The following is a 16,656-nucleotide window of genomic DNA, read 5'->3' as shown; positions in this document are numbered from 1 at the left end:
GCGTGCGACTTGATCCGCGTTGAGGGGTTGGATGACCAGGCACTGCCCGCAAGCGAGATTTCTCCCCGCCATTCTCATCCCATTCACCGTCCTTGCTTTTGCGGGCACGGCCTGGGCCGCGCAGCCGGCCGGACACGCCTCCGGCATGGGCGGCTCGGCGGAAGGATTGTTCGTCGCCGAGATCGTGCTTCTGCTTCTGGTCGGGCGTGGGCTGGGTGAAATCTTCCAGCGTTATGGCCAGCCGGCGATCATGGGCCAGTTGATCGGCGGCATCCTGCTTGGCCCTTCGCTGTTCGGCTTGATATGGCCAGGCGCGCAGCATCTGATCTTCTCCACCGACCCGGCGCAGAAGAGCATGATCGACGCCGTCTCGCAGCTCGGCATCCTGCTCCTCCTGCTGCTGACCGGCATGGAGACGGATCTGCGCCTCGTGCGCCGCGTCGGTGCCGCCTGCTTCTCCATCTCGATGTCAGGCGTCGTCGTGCCCTTCGCCTGCGGCTTCGCGCTGGCGCAGGTGCTGCCGGGCTCGCTGCTGCCCGATCCGACGCAGCGCATCGTCGCCGGCCTGTTCCTCGGCACCGCGCTGTCGATCTCATCGGTCAAGATCGTCGCCATGGTCGTGCGCGAGATGAACTTCATGCGCCGCAATCTTGGCCAGGTCATCATCTCCTCGGCCATCATCGAGGACACGATCGGCTGGCTGATCATCGCCGTCACCTTCGGCATCGCCACCAATGGCAGCCTGCAGGTGCTGCCGCTCATCACCACCGTGGCCGAAGTGGCGCTGTTCATGGTGTTCTCCTTCACCATCGGCCGCCGCCTGGTGTTCACCCTGATCCGCTGGAGCAATGACAGTTTCCGCAGCGAATACGCCGTCATCACCGTCATCCTCATCATCATGGGCGTGATGGCGCTGATCACCAACCTGATCGGCGTGCATACCGTGCTCGGCGCCTTCGTCGCCGGCATCCTGGTCGGGGAATCGCCGATCCTGTCGGACCACATCGAGAGCCAATTGCGCGGCGTCATCACGGCGCTGTTCATGCCGATCTTCTTCGGCATGGCCGGCCTGTCCGCCGACCTCACCGTGCTTGCCGATCCGACGCTGGCGCTGCTGACGCTGGCGCTGGTGGTGATCGCCAGCGTCGGCAAGTTCGGCGGCGCCTTCATCGGCGGCCGCTTCGCCGGCATGTCATTGAAGGAGGCAACAGCCGTCGGCAGCGCCATGAATGCGCGCGGCTCGACCGAGGTCATCGTCGCCAGCATCGGCCTGTCGATGAACATCCTGTCCCACAATTTGTTCACGATGATCGTCACCATGGCCGTCATCACCACGCTTGCCATGCCGCCGATGCTGCGCTGGGCGCTCGGCCGGCTGCCCCTCGGCAATGCCGAAAAGCAGCGCGTCGACCGCGAGCTGCTCGACGAGCGCGGCTTCGTCTCCAGGCTGGAACGGTTGCTGCTTTTGGTCGATGACAGCCCGGCCGGCAAGTTCACCGCCTATCTCGCCGGCCTTATCGGCGGCGGCAGCGGCATGCCGACCACGCTTCTCCACCTCGAGGGCGGGCAACTGCCCGGCGCTGTCCGCGACAAGGGTCCGGAACGGGCCTCCAGGGAGGTCAAGAAGGGTGCGGCCAGAAGCGCCAGGGCCGTCAGAAAGGCCGAGGACACGCCCGTCGACAAGGTCCACCTCACGGCCCGCACCGAACTCGAAGCCACCGCTGAGACGATCGCGACGGAAGCCCGCAAGGGCTACGGCCTCCTGCTGGTCGGGCTGGAGAACGCACTGACCGACAAAGCCACCTTCAGCGGCGCTCTGAATGACATCACCAGCGGCTTCGACGGCCCGCTCTGTCTGGTGCTGAATGGCGCCAGATCCACCGGCAAGATGCCGATGTTGCGCGCCGGCACCACGATACTGGTCCCCGTCAACGGCACCGAGGTCGCTCGGCGCGCCGCCGATTTCGCCCTGGCGCTGGCGCGGCCGCATCGGGCCCGCGTGAAGGTCCTTTATGTCTCGCAGGTCCGCAAGGGCAGTCGGCCGGGCTCGGTCTCGCATCGCCGCGAAGAAGCCGTGCTGAAGGACGTCGTCGATCTCGCCGACCGCTATGGCGTCGCCGTCGACACCGCGATCCGCACCCGCGCCACGCCCGACAAGGCGATCGCCAGGGAGGTGACCAAGGGCGCGGCGATGGTGGTGATGGGCGTCACCCAGCGGCCCGGCGAAGAGCTGTTCTTCGGCGACACCGCCACGGCGGTGCTGGCCGCGGTCGCCTGCCCGGTCGTGCTCCTGGCCAGCGAGCGCGTCAGGCGAGCGGAAGCCGAGGAGGCGGCAACCGAGACCGGCGCCTGATGCCCTCGGCCAAGGTTTGCGGCCTAGATGCCGAAGAACTGCCGCCCGATCATGTACCCCAGCGCCGCCACGATGAGCGGAAACAGCGCCGGCGCCGCCTTGCTGAGGAAGGAAGCTTTCGTGTCCTTGGGCGGCACATAGCGTGCGTTGCCGAGATTCTTGGTCATTGCGTACCCCGCGCCAAACCAATCAGTTTGCGCATGTCCTTATCCCGAAACCGCTGCGCGGTTCCGGTCGACATGCATTAGAAAGAACTTATTAACAGCACGGCCAAATTAACGGCTTGCAAAGAAATTAGATCGAATAGCCGACCATTTGCGAGCTTGGCTGGCATGCATCCGTGCCATTGCGGCCGAGATAATTATCATGTTAAGTTGTTGGTCGTTGCATCCGGGCATGACACCGAGCCACAATCCCGCGCCAAGACGGGCCCGTGACAAGAACGGAAGGCTGTTGGAGGAGGAAACTAGAATGCACGCCCACCATGTGAGCGTCGCCGACGGCGAGGCTTTCCTGTCGACATCGCGCCTTTTGTTCGGCCCGATCACCCAGCGTTTCCCGCGCGGCACGGTGCCGTCGATCCCGCAGCTCGTCTCGGTCAACCTCGGCGCCTGCCGGCTGTCCGAGATCAAGGCCAATTCGCATCTTGTGGTCAACGACCGGCTGTTCTGGCGCAGCTTCGATCCCGACGCGATCAAGATCCTGGTGCAGCTGCGCGGCCGCAGCCGCTTCGAGCAGCAGCAGGTCGCGGTCGACCTCGGCCCGCAATCGGCTGTTATCTACGATCCGGTGCGCAGCTATTCCCTGCAGAACCTCTCGGATGTCGACCAGCTCATCCTGCAGGTGCCGCGCTCGACCTTCGGCGACGACACGCTCGCCCGCCTCTCAGCCCCGCTGCCGCTGCCAGGCAATGGCGACAGCCTGACCCACATCGTCTCCGGCCTGATGCAGATGGCGATCGGCGAGGCGCACAAGCTCGACGAGGCCGGCAGCCGGCGCGTCGGCGACAGCCTGGTCCAGCTCGTCAACGGCCTGATCCAGGCCAAGCCGATGGCGCCCGAATTCCGCCGCCCGCCGCTCGAAGCGCTGCGCGAGCGCATCGTCGCCTATATCGACGCCAACCTGGCGCGCAGCAGCCTGTCGGCCGAGGATATAGCCCGCCATATGGGCTGCTCCCGGCGCTATCTGCACCGCGCCTTCGAAGGCGAAGGCGCCACGCTGGAACGCTTCGTCTGGGACCGCCGGCTCGAACGCAGCAAGGAAGAATTGTTGTCGCCCGCCCGCGCCTCGGCCTCGATCTCGGAGATCGCCTTCGCCTGCGGCTTCAATTCGAGCGCGCATTTTTCACGCGCCTTCAAAGGCCGGTATGACGTGGCGCCGAGGGAGCTGCGCGAGCGGCTGCGGGCGGTGGTGCATTGATGCGCGATCTGCGCTTCCGCGCAACCGTCCGCCGCCCCCTTGCGCCGGACCTAGATCCGCCAGACCTAGATCCGGCAGACCGCCATGACGAAGAACTCGCGGTAGCAGAAGTCCGGATCGTCGAGCAGGCGATCCGGCCGCTCTCTCAGCTCCCGCCAATAGGCCTGGTCGGCGTCAGGCAGGGCGTAGCCCGGCGCGACGCTGGCAAAATAGGCCAGCAGGTCGCGAACATAGTCGCGCGTGAAACGCGGCGCGGGCGCCCAGCGCTCGACCAGCCAGCCCTTGCGGCTGACGACCTCCAGGCCCGCCTGCCGCAGGCGCGCCGGAAGCGTCGAACCGCAATCGGTGCCGAGCACGCCCCGGTCGCGAAATCCCTTGAGCCTGGCCGCCATGAAGCGCGCCAGCAGGGCGCGATCCAAGGGCAGGATCTGCAGGATGGTCGAATCGAAATCCTTGACGGCGAAGATACCGCCCGGCTTCAGGACGCGCCTGGCCTCGCCGACGGCAAGCTCGAACTCGGCCGGCGTCAGATACTGCATGACATTGCCGGACCAGACGCAATCGAACGAGGCGTCCGAGAAGGGCAGCGACAGGATGCTGCCGACATGCGTGGCAATTTCCGGCGGCCCGGACAGCGTGCCCGCGAGCGCCTCGACCCGGGCGATGTTTTCGGGCGCAAGGTCGAGTGCCGCGATGAAGCCGGATGGGCCGACGGCCCTGGCGATCAGCGGCAGGAAGCCGCCGCTGCCGCAACCGGCGTCGAGCACACGCCAGCCCGGGCGGATACCGGCATCGAGCAAGGCCGCCTCATATTCGGGACGCGACGATTCGAAATGAAGGTCGAGCCAGCCCGCCTCGCTCGCTTCGTGGCCGGTGGACGTTTGGTTCCTGCCAGACAAATGATGATCCCCCCTATACCCCGTCACGGATAGAAGCGCACCCAACGGCATCACGCAATGCCCTGCGGTTGTTCGAAGCAGACACTCCGCGCCCACGCTGGAGGCCGCGGCCGTGCTGGGAACCGCTATGCCTTGAGCGTCGGCTCGGTATTAGGCTCCAGCGCCTCTTCCGGCTCATGCTCGTCCGGCAGGACATCGCCATGCACCCCCAGCGGCCGGCCTATCCAGACCGGATCGACCAGATGGTCGCGCTTCGGGTTGGTCGTGTTCGGGTGGATGAGGATGCTCAGGCCGCGATGGTTCAGCATCAGCCACGGCACCAGCGAAGCAAAGACCTCATTGGCGAACGAGACCTGGAACATCGCCTGCTCATGCGGCCCAACCTTCTGGTCATGCCAGGCCCCCAGGCGCACGCGAAACCGTTCGCCAATGCGAAGACGCAGCCATTCCGCATGCTGCCGCTCGGCCTGCCCGGCGTAGTAGATGTGGGCGTGATAGCTGGCGATCTCGGCGAGTGGTCTTGGGTTGGCTTCGGTCACCTCGATACCTCCCTCAATGTATGTCGCTCCCGGCGGAACTCTACCCGAAGCACGGATGCCTTGTCTGCACCTGACATCCGCTTGTCACGACCGCAATGCGTGAGACGGCTCCGTTATTCGCCGGTGCCGGAGAACGACCGGAGCGAGAGCTGATCCTGAATGGCTGTTTTGCGCCCTATCTCGGTCGTTGCGGCTGATGCCGTGAGCGCCCGAAAGCTGCCAATCATCGAGACTATTGCCTATGGCTTCTTACCGCTATGATTGCGGGCGGCAGGACTCTACTGATCGATTCCCAAATGCGGAGTTCTTGGAGATGAAAAGTTGGTGTTTTCCGGCTCCTCAGTGATATTTGTCGCTTGGATCAGTGATATTTAGGTCACTTATGGGCGAACGAATTTCAACATTAACAAATCGACTGGGTGGCAGGTTCACTAGTTTCGGTGCCTTCTTGGAAGGTATTGGTCGACCCGCCGTCACAAAAGCAAAATTTGTAAATCTTGCACCGACCGACCAAGCTGACAAGGCCGGTGTATATTCCGAAGCTTTGCTCTTCGCGACGACAGACCCGAAAGTGAACAATATAGCGCTGACAGGGCCTTATGGTTCAGGAAAAAGCAGCATCATCCAATCGTTCCTGAAAAGATACCGAAGACCTTCACTTCACATATCTCTTGCGGCGTTCGTGAAAGAGGCCAGTCCACCAGGCGACAAAGAAGCTAGCACCCCAAGTCTCAAAGTGAGCCGGCAGGAGATTGAAAGAAGCATACTGCAGCAGATGCTGTATGGTGCAGATGCCAACAAACTTCCGCTGTCGCGCTTTAAGCGAATTCAATCCCCTGGCGTCCTGTCGATCTTCAAATCGCTGTACATCATGTGCGGCTTACTTTCGATTTGGTACGTATTCAAAAAGCGGGAAGCGATAATCAGCGGCACCTTTTTCGATCCACTCGAATTCAGCAATTGGCCTAACTTCACAATATTCGGGTTTTCGTTGCTTTTTTTGTGGGCTGCGCTGCACAAATTTTATGTCGCCAGCTTTGGGCTGTCACTCAAAAGCATCTCTCTAAAAGACATAGAAATTAGGCCGGCATCAGACAATCTCGATTCAATACTTAACCGTCATTTGGATGAAATTATCTACTTCTTCCAGTCAACAGAATATGATCTCGTAATAATAGAGGATCTGGACAGATTCGAAGATGCAGAAATATTCGTGACGTTGCGTGAAATCAACGGCTTGGTGAATGCGAACGCGGGAGTCAGGCGAACTATTAGATTTCTTTACGCACTGCGCGACGACGTATTTGTTAATACGGACCGGACCAAGTTCTTCGAATTCGTCATTCCAGTTATTCCCATCATAAACGCTTCGAACTCGATTGATATGGTGCTGGAGCAGGGAAAGAGGCTTGAACTCGACGGTCGTCTTGATCGACAATTCCTTAGAGAGGTCTCCCGGTATCTAGACGACTTGAGACTTATTCAAAATGTCTTCAATGAATACGCCATCTACGTCGCTAATTTGGAGACCGACGACGAAAATACTCTCAACGCCAACAAGCTTCTTGCGGTCCTGATATATAAGAACGTCTACCCCAGGGACTTCGAACAACTGCACCGGGGCGAAGGCAATCTCGCTGACATTCTGGGCCGCCACGATGAACTCGTTGCGCACGAGGAGGTGGCCTGTAAGGCAGAGATAGCGGAAATCGAACGAAAGATTGACGTTGCCGAAAGGCAGACACCCTCTGATCTGAAAGAATTGCGCCAAATCTACGCAATGACGCTCGTTCAGATGCTTCCTGCGAACGTCAATAGCATCAGCCTTGACGGGCAGTCTTGGATCGCACTTCACTCGCTCGTTGGGCACGACGCGTTTGAACAGTTAATCGCACTTCCTCATATTACCTTCCGCGATGTCTATAGTAGGGGACAGCGGACCGATATCTCGGCCTTGCAGAACGAAGTGGATAGGGAGAAAACCTACTTTCAGCGCAAGGCGGAAATTGAAAGCAAATCTGAAGCCAACAAGAGCGAGAGCTTGCAACGGATTCGCGAGCTTAGAGCGAAGATCGCGACACTTCGAACAGCCAAGTTCAATGAACTCGTGCGTTCAAGCGCCGACCGTGTGACTGACCTTTTCGACGGCTTCGGCGAGAAGGGCGAGTTGGCTCGCTTCTTGATTCTAGAAGGCCATCTGGACGATACGTATTATCAATATACGTCACTGTTCCATTCTGGTCGGCTGTCGCCTAATGACAACAAGTTTCTCATCCAGATACGGGCGTTCTTTACCCCCGACCCCGACTTTCAGATTGACAACCCAAATGAGGTCATCGCAGCGATGCGCGAAGCGGACTTCGGGCAAAGCTATGTTCTTAACGTCAAATTGGTTGACTGCCTTCTAAACGAGGCGAGCCGGTACAGCGATCAGACTCGTAGGTTTTTCGAGTTCATCGCGTCCCAGTTCGAAGGCTGCGAAGATTTCTTAGAGGCCTACTACGCCACGGGACGCGCCGTCCCCAAGTTGCTTTTCCGCCTGGCTGACGAATGGAGGCAGTTCGTTCCGACGGCAATCGCCAGCAAGCGCAGTCTTTCCCATATTACACAGTTGGTAACCAACCTGCCGGAAAGGGCGCTAGAAACACTAGCACGCAATGGCGACGAGTTCCCAGATTTCGTCGCGGCGAAACTCTCTGAAATTCTGGCACTTGCACCTGACTTGGCACCCGAACGCCTCGAGCGCATTGGCTTCGAGGTTCGAGACCTTCCGGCAATAGGAAAGTTAACCGGCATCGTGCGCTTCATGGCAAGACGTGGCCTTTTTGAACTCTCGATTGCCAATGTGGAACACATCTATCGCGAGGTCATGGGCGAGACCAATCTCATGGCGTTTCGCGAGTGCAATTACACTACGCTGCGTTCGCTCACAGATCCTGCCTTGATCATCAGGGTCGAACGCGATCTTGATATCTATCTTAGCGACGTGCTCCTTGAGCTTCACGACAATTCTGGAGAAGATGCGGCAGCCATAACCGATCTCCTAGGTCGTGAGGAACTTGACGAAGACAATCTTCGTGAATTTCTCGGTCGACAGACGGCTCTCCTGCCAGCGCTGGAGGGTGTTCCGGAGAAATTGCACGCCACGGTATTAGAGCTGCGACGTATCACGCCGACATGGGACAATTGTATCTCGTTCATGGGAGGCAGTGGCTTCGCAGCGGAAATTCTGGTGGCCTATCTTGATCGGAAAGATGTGCGCGCGGTAATTCTGAAGCACAGTCTGCGTAACGGTCCCGAGACACTGCCGCTATGCCAATTCCTTGTTAACGCGAATGCACTGAGCGATGACAGTTACCGGGAATATGTCCGAGCGTTGCCCAATACGTTCAAGAATTTTCCCAAAAGCCTCGATTCTTCGAAGCTTACTATTCTCATAGAGGAGCGCAAGATCACCTTTTCAAAGGAGACCCTTGAAAGCCTAGACGTCAATACAGACTTGCCGGTCCTTTTCATGGCAGAAAACATCGAAGCTTATCTCACCGATCCCGGAATGTTCGGTCTCGACGACGTCTTCCGAGAAGGGCTTCTTCAAGCCGACATAGCAGATGACGATAAGCGCGCGATAATCGACCTGATGGATTTGAATACGCTAACGGAACTGCCCAAACGAGCAGCACTCATAGGCCCGATTCTTGACCGCACCAACGTTCGTATATCAGGCATTGATGCGGCTAAAGCGCGGTCACTGATCCTGAATTCAAGGCCCGTTGAGACGCAGATTTCCCTGTTCAACAAGTTTCACTCGACTATGGCGGTCGACGAAGCGCGCGAAGTGCTTGCGGCGCTTCCATATCCGTTTTCTGAGATCACGACAGGATATCACACTCCAAGACGGCCAAGATCAGATGAAAATCGTGCATTGGTCCAATGGCTTGAGACTCGCGGAATCATCTCTTCGTGGAGCGAGGGAGGTGGTTGGTTCCTGGGTGATGAGATACGGGTAAATCTCAAGAGGCGATGAAAAACTGGTAGTTATACAGTCTTCTAATAGACAGCAGGTTTCAATGAGATGCCATTAAATTGGTGTTTTTGGAATTCTTACCGGTGGCTAACCAGGTTGTTGGTTCTCCCAAAAATCAGTCCACCTGACCCCAATTCGCTAAACCTGACAGTCTGCTTGCGTCCCCTAACAAGACGTTCGGAGACCCATGCCCCAATCGTAACGAGACGCTTGCCCTCATCCTCCCGCCAATCTTGGCAGCAGGAAAATCTCCGCCCCGGGCGGCAGCTCCTTGCTCCACGTGTCGCGGTAGATCGTGCCGTCGATCGCCACGGCAATGCCGCGATCGATCCATGGCTCGAAGCCGGGATACTGTTCAGCCAGTTTCCTGAACAGCTCCCTGATGTCCTTGGCTTCGACCTCGACCTTGCTCTTGCCGCCGGCGAGCTGGCCGAGGGCGCCCCAAAGGGTGACTTCGACCATCGGCGCTACGGTGTGCTGATATTCAGGTGAGGCCGGCCTGCAAATGGCAGGTTCCTGCGCTTCCGGTGCTCACGTACTTCAAGTACGCTCCGCTCCGGTTCTCGGAACCCGCCACTTTCGGCTCGGCCTGACCTGAATCTCAACACACCTTATCCCTAGCTTTCGCCCTACCCTTCCCGTTCCGCCTCGATCGCCGCGAGAATCCGTGGCGGGGACATCGGGATGTGGGTCATACGCACGCCGGCCGCGTTCGACACCGCGTTGGCGATCGCCGCCAGCGGCGGCACGATCGAGGTTTCGCCGACGCCGCGCACGCCATAGGGGTGGTTGGGGTTGGGAATCTCCAGGATCTGCGTGTCGATCATCGGCAGGTCGGAGCAGACCGGGATGCGGTAGTCGAGGAAGCCGGCGTTCTGCAGCCGGCCGTCCTTGCCGTAAATATACTCCTCGTTCAGCGCCCAGCCGATGCCTTGCGCGGCGCCGCCTTGGTACTGGCCCTCGACATAGGTCGGGTGCACCGCCTTGCCGGCATCCTGCACCACCGTGTAGCGGATGACCCTGGTCGATCCGGTCTCGGGGTCGACCTCGATGTCGCAGATATGGGTGGCGAAGGACACGCCGGCGCCATCGGCGACGAGTTCGCTGTGGCCGGCGATCGGCCCGCCGGTCTTGCCGGATTGGGCGGCGATCTCCTTCAGCGACAGTTTGCCGAGATTGCCGTGCTTCTCGCCCTTGGCGACCGCATGGCCCTGTTCCCAGACCACGTCGTCGACGGCAATGTCCCACATCTGCGCGGCGCGCTCACGCAGGATCTTGATCGCGTTGCGGGCAGCCGAGATCGTCGCCATGGAGGACGAGAAGGTGCCCCGGCTGCCGTCGGTCATGTCGTTGTAGCCGAGGCTCGACGTGTCGGCGACGATCGCCTTGACCTGGGCATAATCGATGCCGAGCTCCTCCGCCGCCACCAGCGACAGCGAGGCGCGGGACCCGCCGACGTCCACCGTGCCGACGGCAAGCGACACCGACCCGTCCATGCCGATGTTCAGATCGGTGCAGGTCTGGCCGCCGAAATTGAACCAGAAGCCGCAGGCCATGCCCCTGCCCTGGTTCTTGGTCAGAGGTGCCTTCATGTGCGGATGGTTCTTCACCGCTTCCAGCGTCGGGCCGATGCCGATCGGGCCGTAGACCGGCCCATAGGACGATCTCGTGCCTTCCTGCGCGGCGTTCCTGATGCGGAAGTCGACAGGGTCCATGCCGATCTCCTTGGCGAGTTCATCGACAGCACTTTCCACCGCGAAAGCGGCCATCGGCGCCGAGGGCGCGCGATAGGCGGCGGTCTTGGGCCTGTTGACCAGCACCTCGTAGCCGACGGTCTTGACGTTCTCGAGCTTGTAGCAGGCGAACGCCGTCATGGCGCCGATCTCGGCCCAGGAGCCGGCATAGGGGCCGCAGGAATAGCGCAGCGTCGCTTCGGCGGCGGTGATGGTGCCGTCCTTGCGGGCGCCGATCTTGACGTCGATCGAGGTGGCGCTGGTCGGGCCCGAGGCGCGGAACACCTCGTCGCGGGTCATCACCAGCTTCACCGGCCGTCCGGCCTTGCGCGACAAGGCAAGCGCCACCGGCTCGGCCCAGACATGGGTCTTGCCGCCGAAACCGCCGCCGATCTCGGACGAGGTGACGCGCAGCTTCGAGGCTTCCATGCCGAGCAGTTGCGCGCAATGCTGGCGGTAGACGAAATGGCCCTGCGTGCAGACCCAGAGGTCCGCGGTGCCGTCGGACGAGACGCTCGCCACGCAGGCATGCGGCTCGATGTAGCCCTGGTGCGTCTGCTCGGTCTTGAAGGAGCGCTCGACGATGAAATCGGCATGGCCGAAACCCTGGTGGACATCGCCATGGCCGAACTGGCTGCGCTTGGTGACGTTGGAGGGCTTTACCGGCTTTTCCTCGAGGCCCTCGGTGAAGATGGCGTCGTTGATCAGGGGCGCGGTGTGCTTCATCGCCTCGTCGACATCGGTGACGTGCGGCAGCACCTCGTAGTCGATCTCGATCAGCTTCAGCGCCTGCCTGGCCGTGCGGGCATCGACCGCGGCGACAGCGGCCACCGCATGGCCGTCATAGAGCGCCTTGGTGCGCGCCATGCAATTGTCGAGGATGTCGTACATGGCGGCATCGCCGTCGGTAAGGTCCGGCAGGTCGGCGGCGGTGATCACCGCCTTGACGCCGGCAAGCTTCTCCGCCTTCGAGGTGTCAATCTTGCGGATTTTGGCATGCGCGTGCGGGCTTCTGAGGACACGCCCGACCAATTGCCCGGCCATGTTGAAGTCAGCGCCGTAGCGGGCGCGGCCGGTCACCTTGTCGACGCCGTCGGGACGGATGGGGCGCGTGCCGACGGATGCGAATTTACGCCCGGAAAAACGCGGATCGAAGTTCATGCGTGCGCTCCCTTCATCACGTTCGCCGCGTCCTGGACGGCGCGTACGATCTTGTCGTAGCCGGTGCAGCGGCAAAGGTTGCCGGCCAGGCCGAAGCGGATTTCCTCTTCGGTCGGATCGGGGTTCTTGGCCAGAAGATCCTTGGCCGCGATCAGGAAGCCCGGCGTGCAGATGCCGCATTGCAGGGCGGCGTGTTCGAGGAACTTCTGCTGCAGCGGATGCAGCTTGTCGCCATGCGCCATGCCCTCGACGGTCTCGATGCGCCGGCCCTCGGCTTCCGCGCCCAGCACCAGGCACGAGCACACCAGCCGGTCGTCGACGATGACGCTGCAAGCGCCGCAATCGCCGGTGCCGCAGCCTTCCTTGGCGCCGGTCAGCCCGAGCCGATCGCGCAGCACGTCGAGCAGCGTTTCGTCAGGTTGGCAAAGGTACTCGACGCTGTCGCCGTTGATTGTGGTTGAGACTGCTACGCCGGCCATCATTTGCCTCCTGCACGTGTATAAGCCGAAGTGGCGGCACGCCTGGCCAACACACCCGCGACCTTCCTGCGGAAATCGATTGTACCCCGCTTGTCGTCGATCGGGCGGCAGGCGCCGGCGCAGACCTTGGCGAGCCGCTCCAGTGCCGCTTCGTCGAGCTTCCTGCCGATAAGCGCCTCGGCGGCCTCCTCGACCAGCAGCACGGTCGGTGCCGCCGCGCCCAGCGCCACGCGGGCCGCCTTGATGACACCTTGCTCGTCGATCGTCAGGTTCACCCCGGCGCTGACCACGGCGATATCCATCTCGGTGCGCGGAATGAACCGCAGATAGGCATCGCCCGAACGCGGCGCCTGGCTGTCGAGCAGGATCGCCTCGATGATCTCGCCTTTGGCCAGCGACGTCTTACCCGGCGCGGTCGGCACTTTCTCGACGGGAACCGTGCGCTTGCCCGAAGGGCCGACGATCACGGCCTTGGCGCCTGCCGCGACCAGCGCCGGCACGCTGTCGGCCGCCGGCGAGGCGTTGCAGAGATTGCCCACAATGGTGCAGCGCCCCTGCACCTGCTTCGAGCCGATCAGCTTCGCCGCTTCGACGACGCCCGGCCATGCCTTCTTCAGTGCCTTGTTTTCGCCGAGCAGCGCGCAGGGCACGGCCGCGCCGATGCTGAAGCCTTCGGCCGTTTCCCTGATCTCGCCCAGCGACGCGATCGCCTTGATGTCGACGATCAGGTCGGGTTCGACAAACCCGCCCTTCATCCTGACCAGGAGGTCGCTGCCCCCCGCGAGAATGGCCGATGTGCCGGCCGATCCGGCCAACTGGCCAACGGCATCTTCTATTGAAAGCGGACGTATGTAACGCATCGTCTCCCCTTGGTCATCTCGATCTCAGCGACCGTTATAAACACTCTCCTCATAATGGCTATCCGGTTCCTGGTTTTCGGCGATTGGGCCAGGCGTCATAAAATCGAGTCCCAAATCGGTCTGAGCTGCCGCAGGCCATGGACAGACAGGCCCGTAGCCGGAGCCCGAAAAATCTGACAGCCTGTGTCGGACTGGCCAGGCCCCGTTCGTCCTAGGGGCGTCGAACAGGCATCATGAAAGGATAGGATATGCCCGGTACCGTACGTTTACACCGCGTTCTCACCACCAGCCCGGAAAAAGTCTATCGCGCCTTTGTCGAAGGCGACGCGCTGGCCAAGTGGCTTCCGCCGAACGGCTTCACCTGCACGGTCCATCAATTCGAAGCCAAGATCGGCGGCACGTTCAAGATGTCCTTCCGCAACTTCACAACCGGCGACAGCCATTCCTTTGGCGGCGAGTATCTCGAACTCGTTCCCGGCGAGCGCCTGCGCTACACCGACAGGTTCGACGATCCCAATTTGCCCGGCGAGATCCAGGTGACGGTGATCTTGAAAAAAGTGTCGGTCGGCACCGAAATCGACATCACCCAGGCCGGTATTCCGGACGTCATTCCGGTCGAGGCCTGCTATCTCGGCTGGCAGGAATCGCTCAGGAACCTGGCAAAGCTGGTCGAACCCGAGATCAATCAGTAAGGCAATTCCCAAGCCCCGTTCGCAGCGGCGTCGGCCGCTGCGAACGGTGTTTAGACCCTTCGCGGGACGTCGCCGCAGTTCTGGCCCGCTGAAGCCCGGCACCTGGACCGTGGCAGGCACGGTCATTTGTCGCTAGCAATTCATCATCGGTTTTTGATGCGGAGCGCAAAGCATGACCTTGACCAATCGCGACATCGTCGAGCTGACCGAGTGGCGACGCAAGCTGCACCAGCAGCCGGAAATGTCGAACGAGGAAGAGAAGACGGCACAAGAGGTCGTCTCCTTCCTCGCCGATACGGGACCGGACAAAGTGTTGACCGGATTGGGCGGCCACGGCGTCGCGGCCATATACGACAGCGGCAAAAACGGACCGACCGTCCTGTTTCGTTCGGAACTCGACGCGCTGCCGATCGAGGAGCTGTCGGGCGTGCCGCACTCCTCACGCGTGCCGGGCAAGTCGCATATGTGCGGCCATGACGGGCACACGGCAATCCTCGCCTCGCTCGGCCGTCAGTTCGGGCGCGAGCGGCCCGCCAGCGGCCGCGTCGTGCTGATGTTCCAGCCGGCGGAAGAGACTGGCAATGGCGCGGCCGGCGTCGTCGCCGATCCCCGTTTCGGCGAGATCGCGCCGGATTTCGCGTTCTCGCTGCACAATCTGCCCGGCGTGCCGTTCGGCGAGGTGCGGCTCAAGCCCGGCGTGGTCAACTGCGCCTCGCGCGGCATGCGCATCGTGCTGGAGGGCAAGACCGCGCATTCGTCCATGCCCGAGACCGGCATCTCGCCGATGCTGGCGATCAGCGAGCTGATGCCGGCTTTGCCCGCGCTCGGCCGCGCGACCTTCGCCGACGATGATTTCTCGATGGTCACCGTCACCCATGCCGCGATGGGCGAAGCCGTGTTCGGCATCGCGCCCGCGCATGGAGAGGTCTGGGCAACGCTGCGCACCCGCCGCGACGAGCGCATGGCGGATCTGTGCGCTGCAGCCGAGGCTCTGGTCACCGAGATCGCCGGCCGGCATCGGCTTTCCGCGCGCTTCGACTATCACGAGATCTTCGTCGCCAGCGTCAACGCACCGGACGCCGTGGAGCATCTTCAGCGCGCGCTCGACGAAGAGGGTGTGGCGCACGGACAAGAAGCCCTGCCGATGCGCGCCTCGGAGGATTTCGGCCTGTTCGGCCATAGCGCCAAGTCGGCCATGTTCTTCCTCGGCGCCGGCGAGCGGCACCCTGCCCTGCACAATCCCGACTATGATTTTCCCGACGACCTGATCCCGATCGGCTCGAGGATTTTCATGCGCACGGCGCGCAATCTGCTGGGCTGAGCTGCAGTCGCGGCACCACGAACGACTGGCGCCTACGGCCTTCTGTTTGAGGGCGGGCCAACGGATCCGCGTTCAATGATCGTGGTCGGCAGGATGAGCCTTTCGGGCGGTTGTGTGTCGCCCTTCAACCGCCGGATGAGCAATTCCGCGACGCCCTTGCCAAGCGCGTAGACGGGCTGGTCGATGACGGTGATGGGCGGGGTTGTCACGCTGGTCCAATCCGCATCATGGAAGGTGATCAGCGAAATGTCCTGCGGAACCCGCAACCCGCGCTCGCGGATCACCTTGAATATCTCCAGCGCTATGACGCTGTCGGAAGCAAGGATCGCCGTCGGACGATCTGGTCCGGACAGCAGCTTGTCAGCAATCCTACGGGTTTCGACAGGGCTTGTCGCGCCAAGGCAAACGTGACGCTCTGGCCGGTCCATCCCAGCCTCTCGGCACCCGGTGAGGAAACCGTCGATACGCTCACGGACCGACGACGTGTAGATTTGCCCGAGATCGCGGTATTCCTGCCCTTCGGCGTCGACCGCCGTCACATAGGCGATGTTGCGGTGGCCGGCATCCGCAAGGATGCTGGTTGCCCGCATGGCGATGCCGCGATCGTCAACGGTGACGGTGTCGACATCCAGGTCGGGCAGCGCCCTGTCAAGCAGCGCAAGCGGCCGGCCAGAACGATGGATGTCGCGCAGGTGTGATATGTCGCGCGATTCCGACGGCGTGACGATCAGCCCGTCGACACGCTTGCCGATCAAAAGCCGCACGGCTGCCTTTTCGGCTTCGATCCTCTCGCCCGAGTTGGCCAGGATCACGTTGAACCCGGCCGCCCTTGCCGCATCGCTGATACCGCGCACCGCCAGGCTGAAGAACGGGTTCTCGATGTCGCCGACAACCACCCCGATGATGCCAGACCGGCCGGTCGTCATGCTGCGGGCCAGTTCGTTCGGACGATAATCCAGTGCCTTGGCCGCGGCCATGACGTCCGCGCGGATCGTATCGCTGACGACGCCGTATCCGCCGAGCACGCGCGCGGCTGTCGCCTTCGACACGTCCGCCGCGCGGGCGACGTCGCTGACTGTTATCGAGCGGGTTTTGGGCACGGTTCTTTTCATCGGACGAACGACTACAAGAGTTGTTGACGGAAGGTCAATCTGGCGATAACCATTACCAAAGAGA

The 16,656-nt window shown here is 61.5% G+C and carries 13 protein-coding genes; 5 read left to right on the top strand and 8 right to left on the bottom strand.

Features of this window, described 5'->3' with window-relative positions; translation table 11 throughout:
• The first annotated feature begins 31 nt into the window (after window positions 1-31).
• On the top strand, window positions 32-2,353 hold the full coding sequence (locus tag MESOP_RS15305) for a cation:proton antiporter domain-containing protein (RefSeq protein WP_013894221.1): 2,322 nt from the start codon (window positions 32-34) through the stop codon (window positions 2,351-2,353).
• Window positions 2,354-2,376: 23 nt separating this feature from the next.
• Here MESOP_RS15305 and MESOP_RS33675 read toward each other — a convergent pair whose 3' ends face one another.
• Window positions 2,377-2,520: a hypothetical protein gene (locus tag MESOP_RS33675; protein ID WP_013894220.1), complete on the bottom strand. Its 144-nt coding sequence runs from the start codon at window positions 2,518-2,520 to the stop codon at window positions 2,377-2,379.
• A gap of 304 nt (window positions 2,521-2,824) precedes the next feature.
• On the opposite strand from MESOP_RS33675, the gene MESOP_RS15300 reads away from it, so the two are divergent.
• Window positions 2,825-3,772 (top strand): helix-turn-helix domain-containing protein, encoded by a 948-nt coding sequence (locus tag MESOP_RS15300; RefSeq protein WP_013894219.1) that lies wholly within the window; start codon window positions 2,825-2,827, stop codon window positions 3,770-3,772.
• Window positions 3,773-3,837: 65 nt separating this feature from the next.
• Here MESOP_RS15300 and MESOP_RS15295 read toward each other — a convergent pair whose 3' ends face one another.
• Both MESOP_RS15295 and MESOP_RS15290 read right to left on the bottom strand, forming a co-directional pair.
• Window positions 3,838-4,671: a methyltransferase domain-containing protein gene (locus MESOP_RS15295; protein ID WP_041164143.1), complete on the bottom strand. Its 834-nt coding sequence runs from the start codon at window positions 4,669-4,671 to the stop codon at window positions 3,838-3,840.
• 125 nt (window positions 4,672-4,796) lie between these two features.
• On the bottom strand, window positions 4,797-5,210 hold the full coding sequence (locus MESOP_RS15290) for a DOPA 4,5-dioxygenase family protein (protein WP_013894217.1): 414 nt from the start codon (window positions 5,208-5,210) through the stop codon (window positions 4,797-4,799).
• A 382-nt stretch (window positions 5,211-5,592) separates the two neighbouring features.
• On the opposite strand from MESOP_RS15290, the gene MESOP_RS15285 reads away from it, so the two are divergent.
• Window positions 5,593-9,234, top strand: coding sequence for a YobI family P-loop NTPase (locus tag MESOP_RS15285; protein ID WP_013894216.1), 3,642 nt, complete (start codon window positions 5,593-5,595; stop codon window positions 9,232-9,234).
• A gap of 216 nt (window positions 9,235-9,450) precedes the next feature.
• Here MESOP_RS15285 and MESOP_RS15280 read toward each other — a convergent pair whose 3' ends face one another.
• From MESOP_RS15280 to MESOP_RS15265, 4 genes are all read right to left on the bottom strand, one after another.
• Window positions 9,451-9,696, bottom strand: a complete 246-nt coding sequence (locus MESOP_RS15280; protein WP_013894215.1) for a MoaD/ThiS family protein — start codon at window positions 9,694-9,696, stop codon at window positions 9,451-9,453.
• Window positions 9,697-9,863: 167 nt separating this feature from the next.
• A complete protein-coding gene (locus tag MESOP_RS15275; RefSeq protein ID WP_013894214.1) occupies window positions 9,864-12,128 on the bottom strand; it encodes a xanthine dehydrogenase family protein molybdopterin-binding subunit in 2,265 nt (754 codons plus the stop codon).
• Window positions 12,125-12,607: a (2Fe-2S)-binding protein gene (locus tag MESOP_RS15270; RefSeq protein ID WP_013894213.1), complete on the bottom strand. Its 483-nt coding sequence runs from the start codon at window positions 12,605-12,607 to the stop codon at window positions 12,125-12,127. The genes MESOP_RS15275 and MESOP_RS15270 overlap by 4 nt, the downstream gene beginning before the upstream one ends.
• Window positions 12,607-13,467, bottom strand: coding sequence for an FAD binding domain-containing protein (locus tag MESOP_RS15265; protein ID WP_013894212.1), 861 nt, complete (start codon window positions 13,465-13,467; stop codon window positions 12,607-12,609). The genes MESOP_RS15270 and MESOP_RS15265 overlap by 1 nt, the downstream gene beginning before the upstream one ends.
• 248 nt (window positions 13,468-13,715) lie before the next feature.
• On the opposite strand from MESOP_RS15265, the gene MESOP_RS15260 reads away from it, so the two are divergent.
• Complete coding sequence (locus tag MESOP_RS15260; RefSeq protein WP_013894211.1) at window positions 13,716-14,159, top strand: SRPBCC family protein; 444 nt, start codon at window positions 13,716-13,718, stop codon at window positions 14,157-14,159.
• 172 nt (window positions 14,160-14,331) lie between these two features.
• Window positions 14,332-15,480: an amidohydrolase gene (locus MESOP_RS15255; RefSeq protein ID WP_013894210.1), complete on the top strand. Its 1,149-nt coding sequence runs from the start codon at window positions 14,332-14,334 to the stop codon at window positions 15,478-15,480.
• Between the two features lie 32 nt (window positions 15,481-15,512).
• On the opposite strand, the gene MESOP_RS15250 is transcribed toward MESOP_RS15255, so the two are convergent.
• Window positions 15,513-16,592 (bottom strand): LacI family DNA-binding transcriptional regulator, encoded by a 1,080-nt coding sequence (locus MESOP_RS15250; protein ID WP_013894209.1) that lies wholly within the window; start codon window positions 16,590-16,592, stop codon window positions 15,513-15,515.
• Between the last annotated feature and the right edge of the window lie 64 nt (window positions 16,593-16,656).

Source organism: Mesorhizobium opportunistum WSM2075 (assembly GCF_000176035.2).
Taxonomy (GTDB): domain Bacteria; phylum Pseudomonadota; class Alphaproteobacteria; order Rhizobiales; family Rhizobiaceae; genus Mesorhizobium; species Mesorhizobium opportunistum.
Note: the sequence above shows the minus strand (reverse complement) of the source record. Positions and strands in the feature narration are given on the sequence as shown.

Excerpts from the sequence above, each read along its gene's own strand:
- MESOP_RS15305 (WP_013894221.1), top strand. The coding sequence starts at position 32 with ATGACCAGGCACTGCCCGCAAGCGAGATTTCTCCCCGCCATTCTCATC.
- MESOP_RS33675 (WP_013894220.1), bottom strand. The coding sequence starts at position 2,520 with ATGACCAAGAATCTCGGCAACGCACGCTATGTGCCGCCCAAGGACACG.
- MESOP_RS15300 (WP_013894219.1), top strand. The coding sequence starts at position 2,825 with ATGCACGCCCACCATGTGAGCGTCGCCGACGGCGAGGCTTTCCTGTCG.
- MESOP_RS15285 (WP_013894216.1), top strand. The coding sequence starts at position 5,593 with ATGGGCGAACGAATTTCAACATTAACAAATCGACTGGGTGGCAGGTTC.
- MESOP_RS15280 (WP_013894215.1), bottom strand. The coding sequence starts at position 9,696 with ATGGTCGAAGTCACCCTTTGGGGCGCCCTCGGCCAGCTCGCCGGCGGC.
- MESOP_RS15275 (WP_013894214.1), bottom strand. The coding sequence starts at position 12,128 with ATGAACTTCGATCCGCGTTTTTCCGGGCGTAAATTCGCATCCGTCGGC.
- MESOP_RS15270 (WP_013894213.1), bottom strand. The coding sequence starts at position 12,607 with ATGGCCGGCGTAGCAGTCTCAACCACAATCAACGGCGACAGCGTCGAG.
- MESOP_RS15265 (WP_013894212.1), bottom strand. The coding sequence starts at position 13,467 with ATGCGTTACATACGTCCGCTTTCAATAGAAGATGCCGTTGGCCAGTTG.
- MESOP_RS15260 (WP_013894211.1), top strand. The coding sequence starts at position 13,716 with ATGCCCGGTACCGTACGTTTACACCGCGTTCTCACCACCAGCCCGGAA.
- MESOP_RS15255 (WP_013894210.1), top strand. The coding sequence starts at position 14,332 with ATGACCTTGACCAATCGCGACATCGTCGAGCTGACCGAGTGGCGACGC.
- MESOP_RS15250 (WP_013894209.1), bottom strand. The coding sequence starts at position 16,592 with ATGAAAAGAACCGTGCCCAAAACCCGCTCGATAACAGTCAGCGACGTC.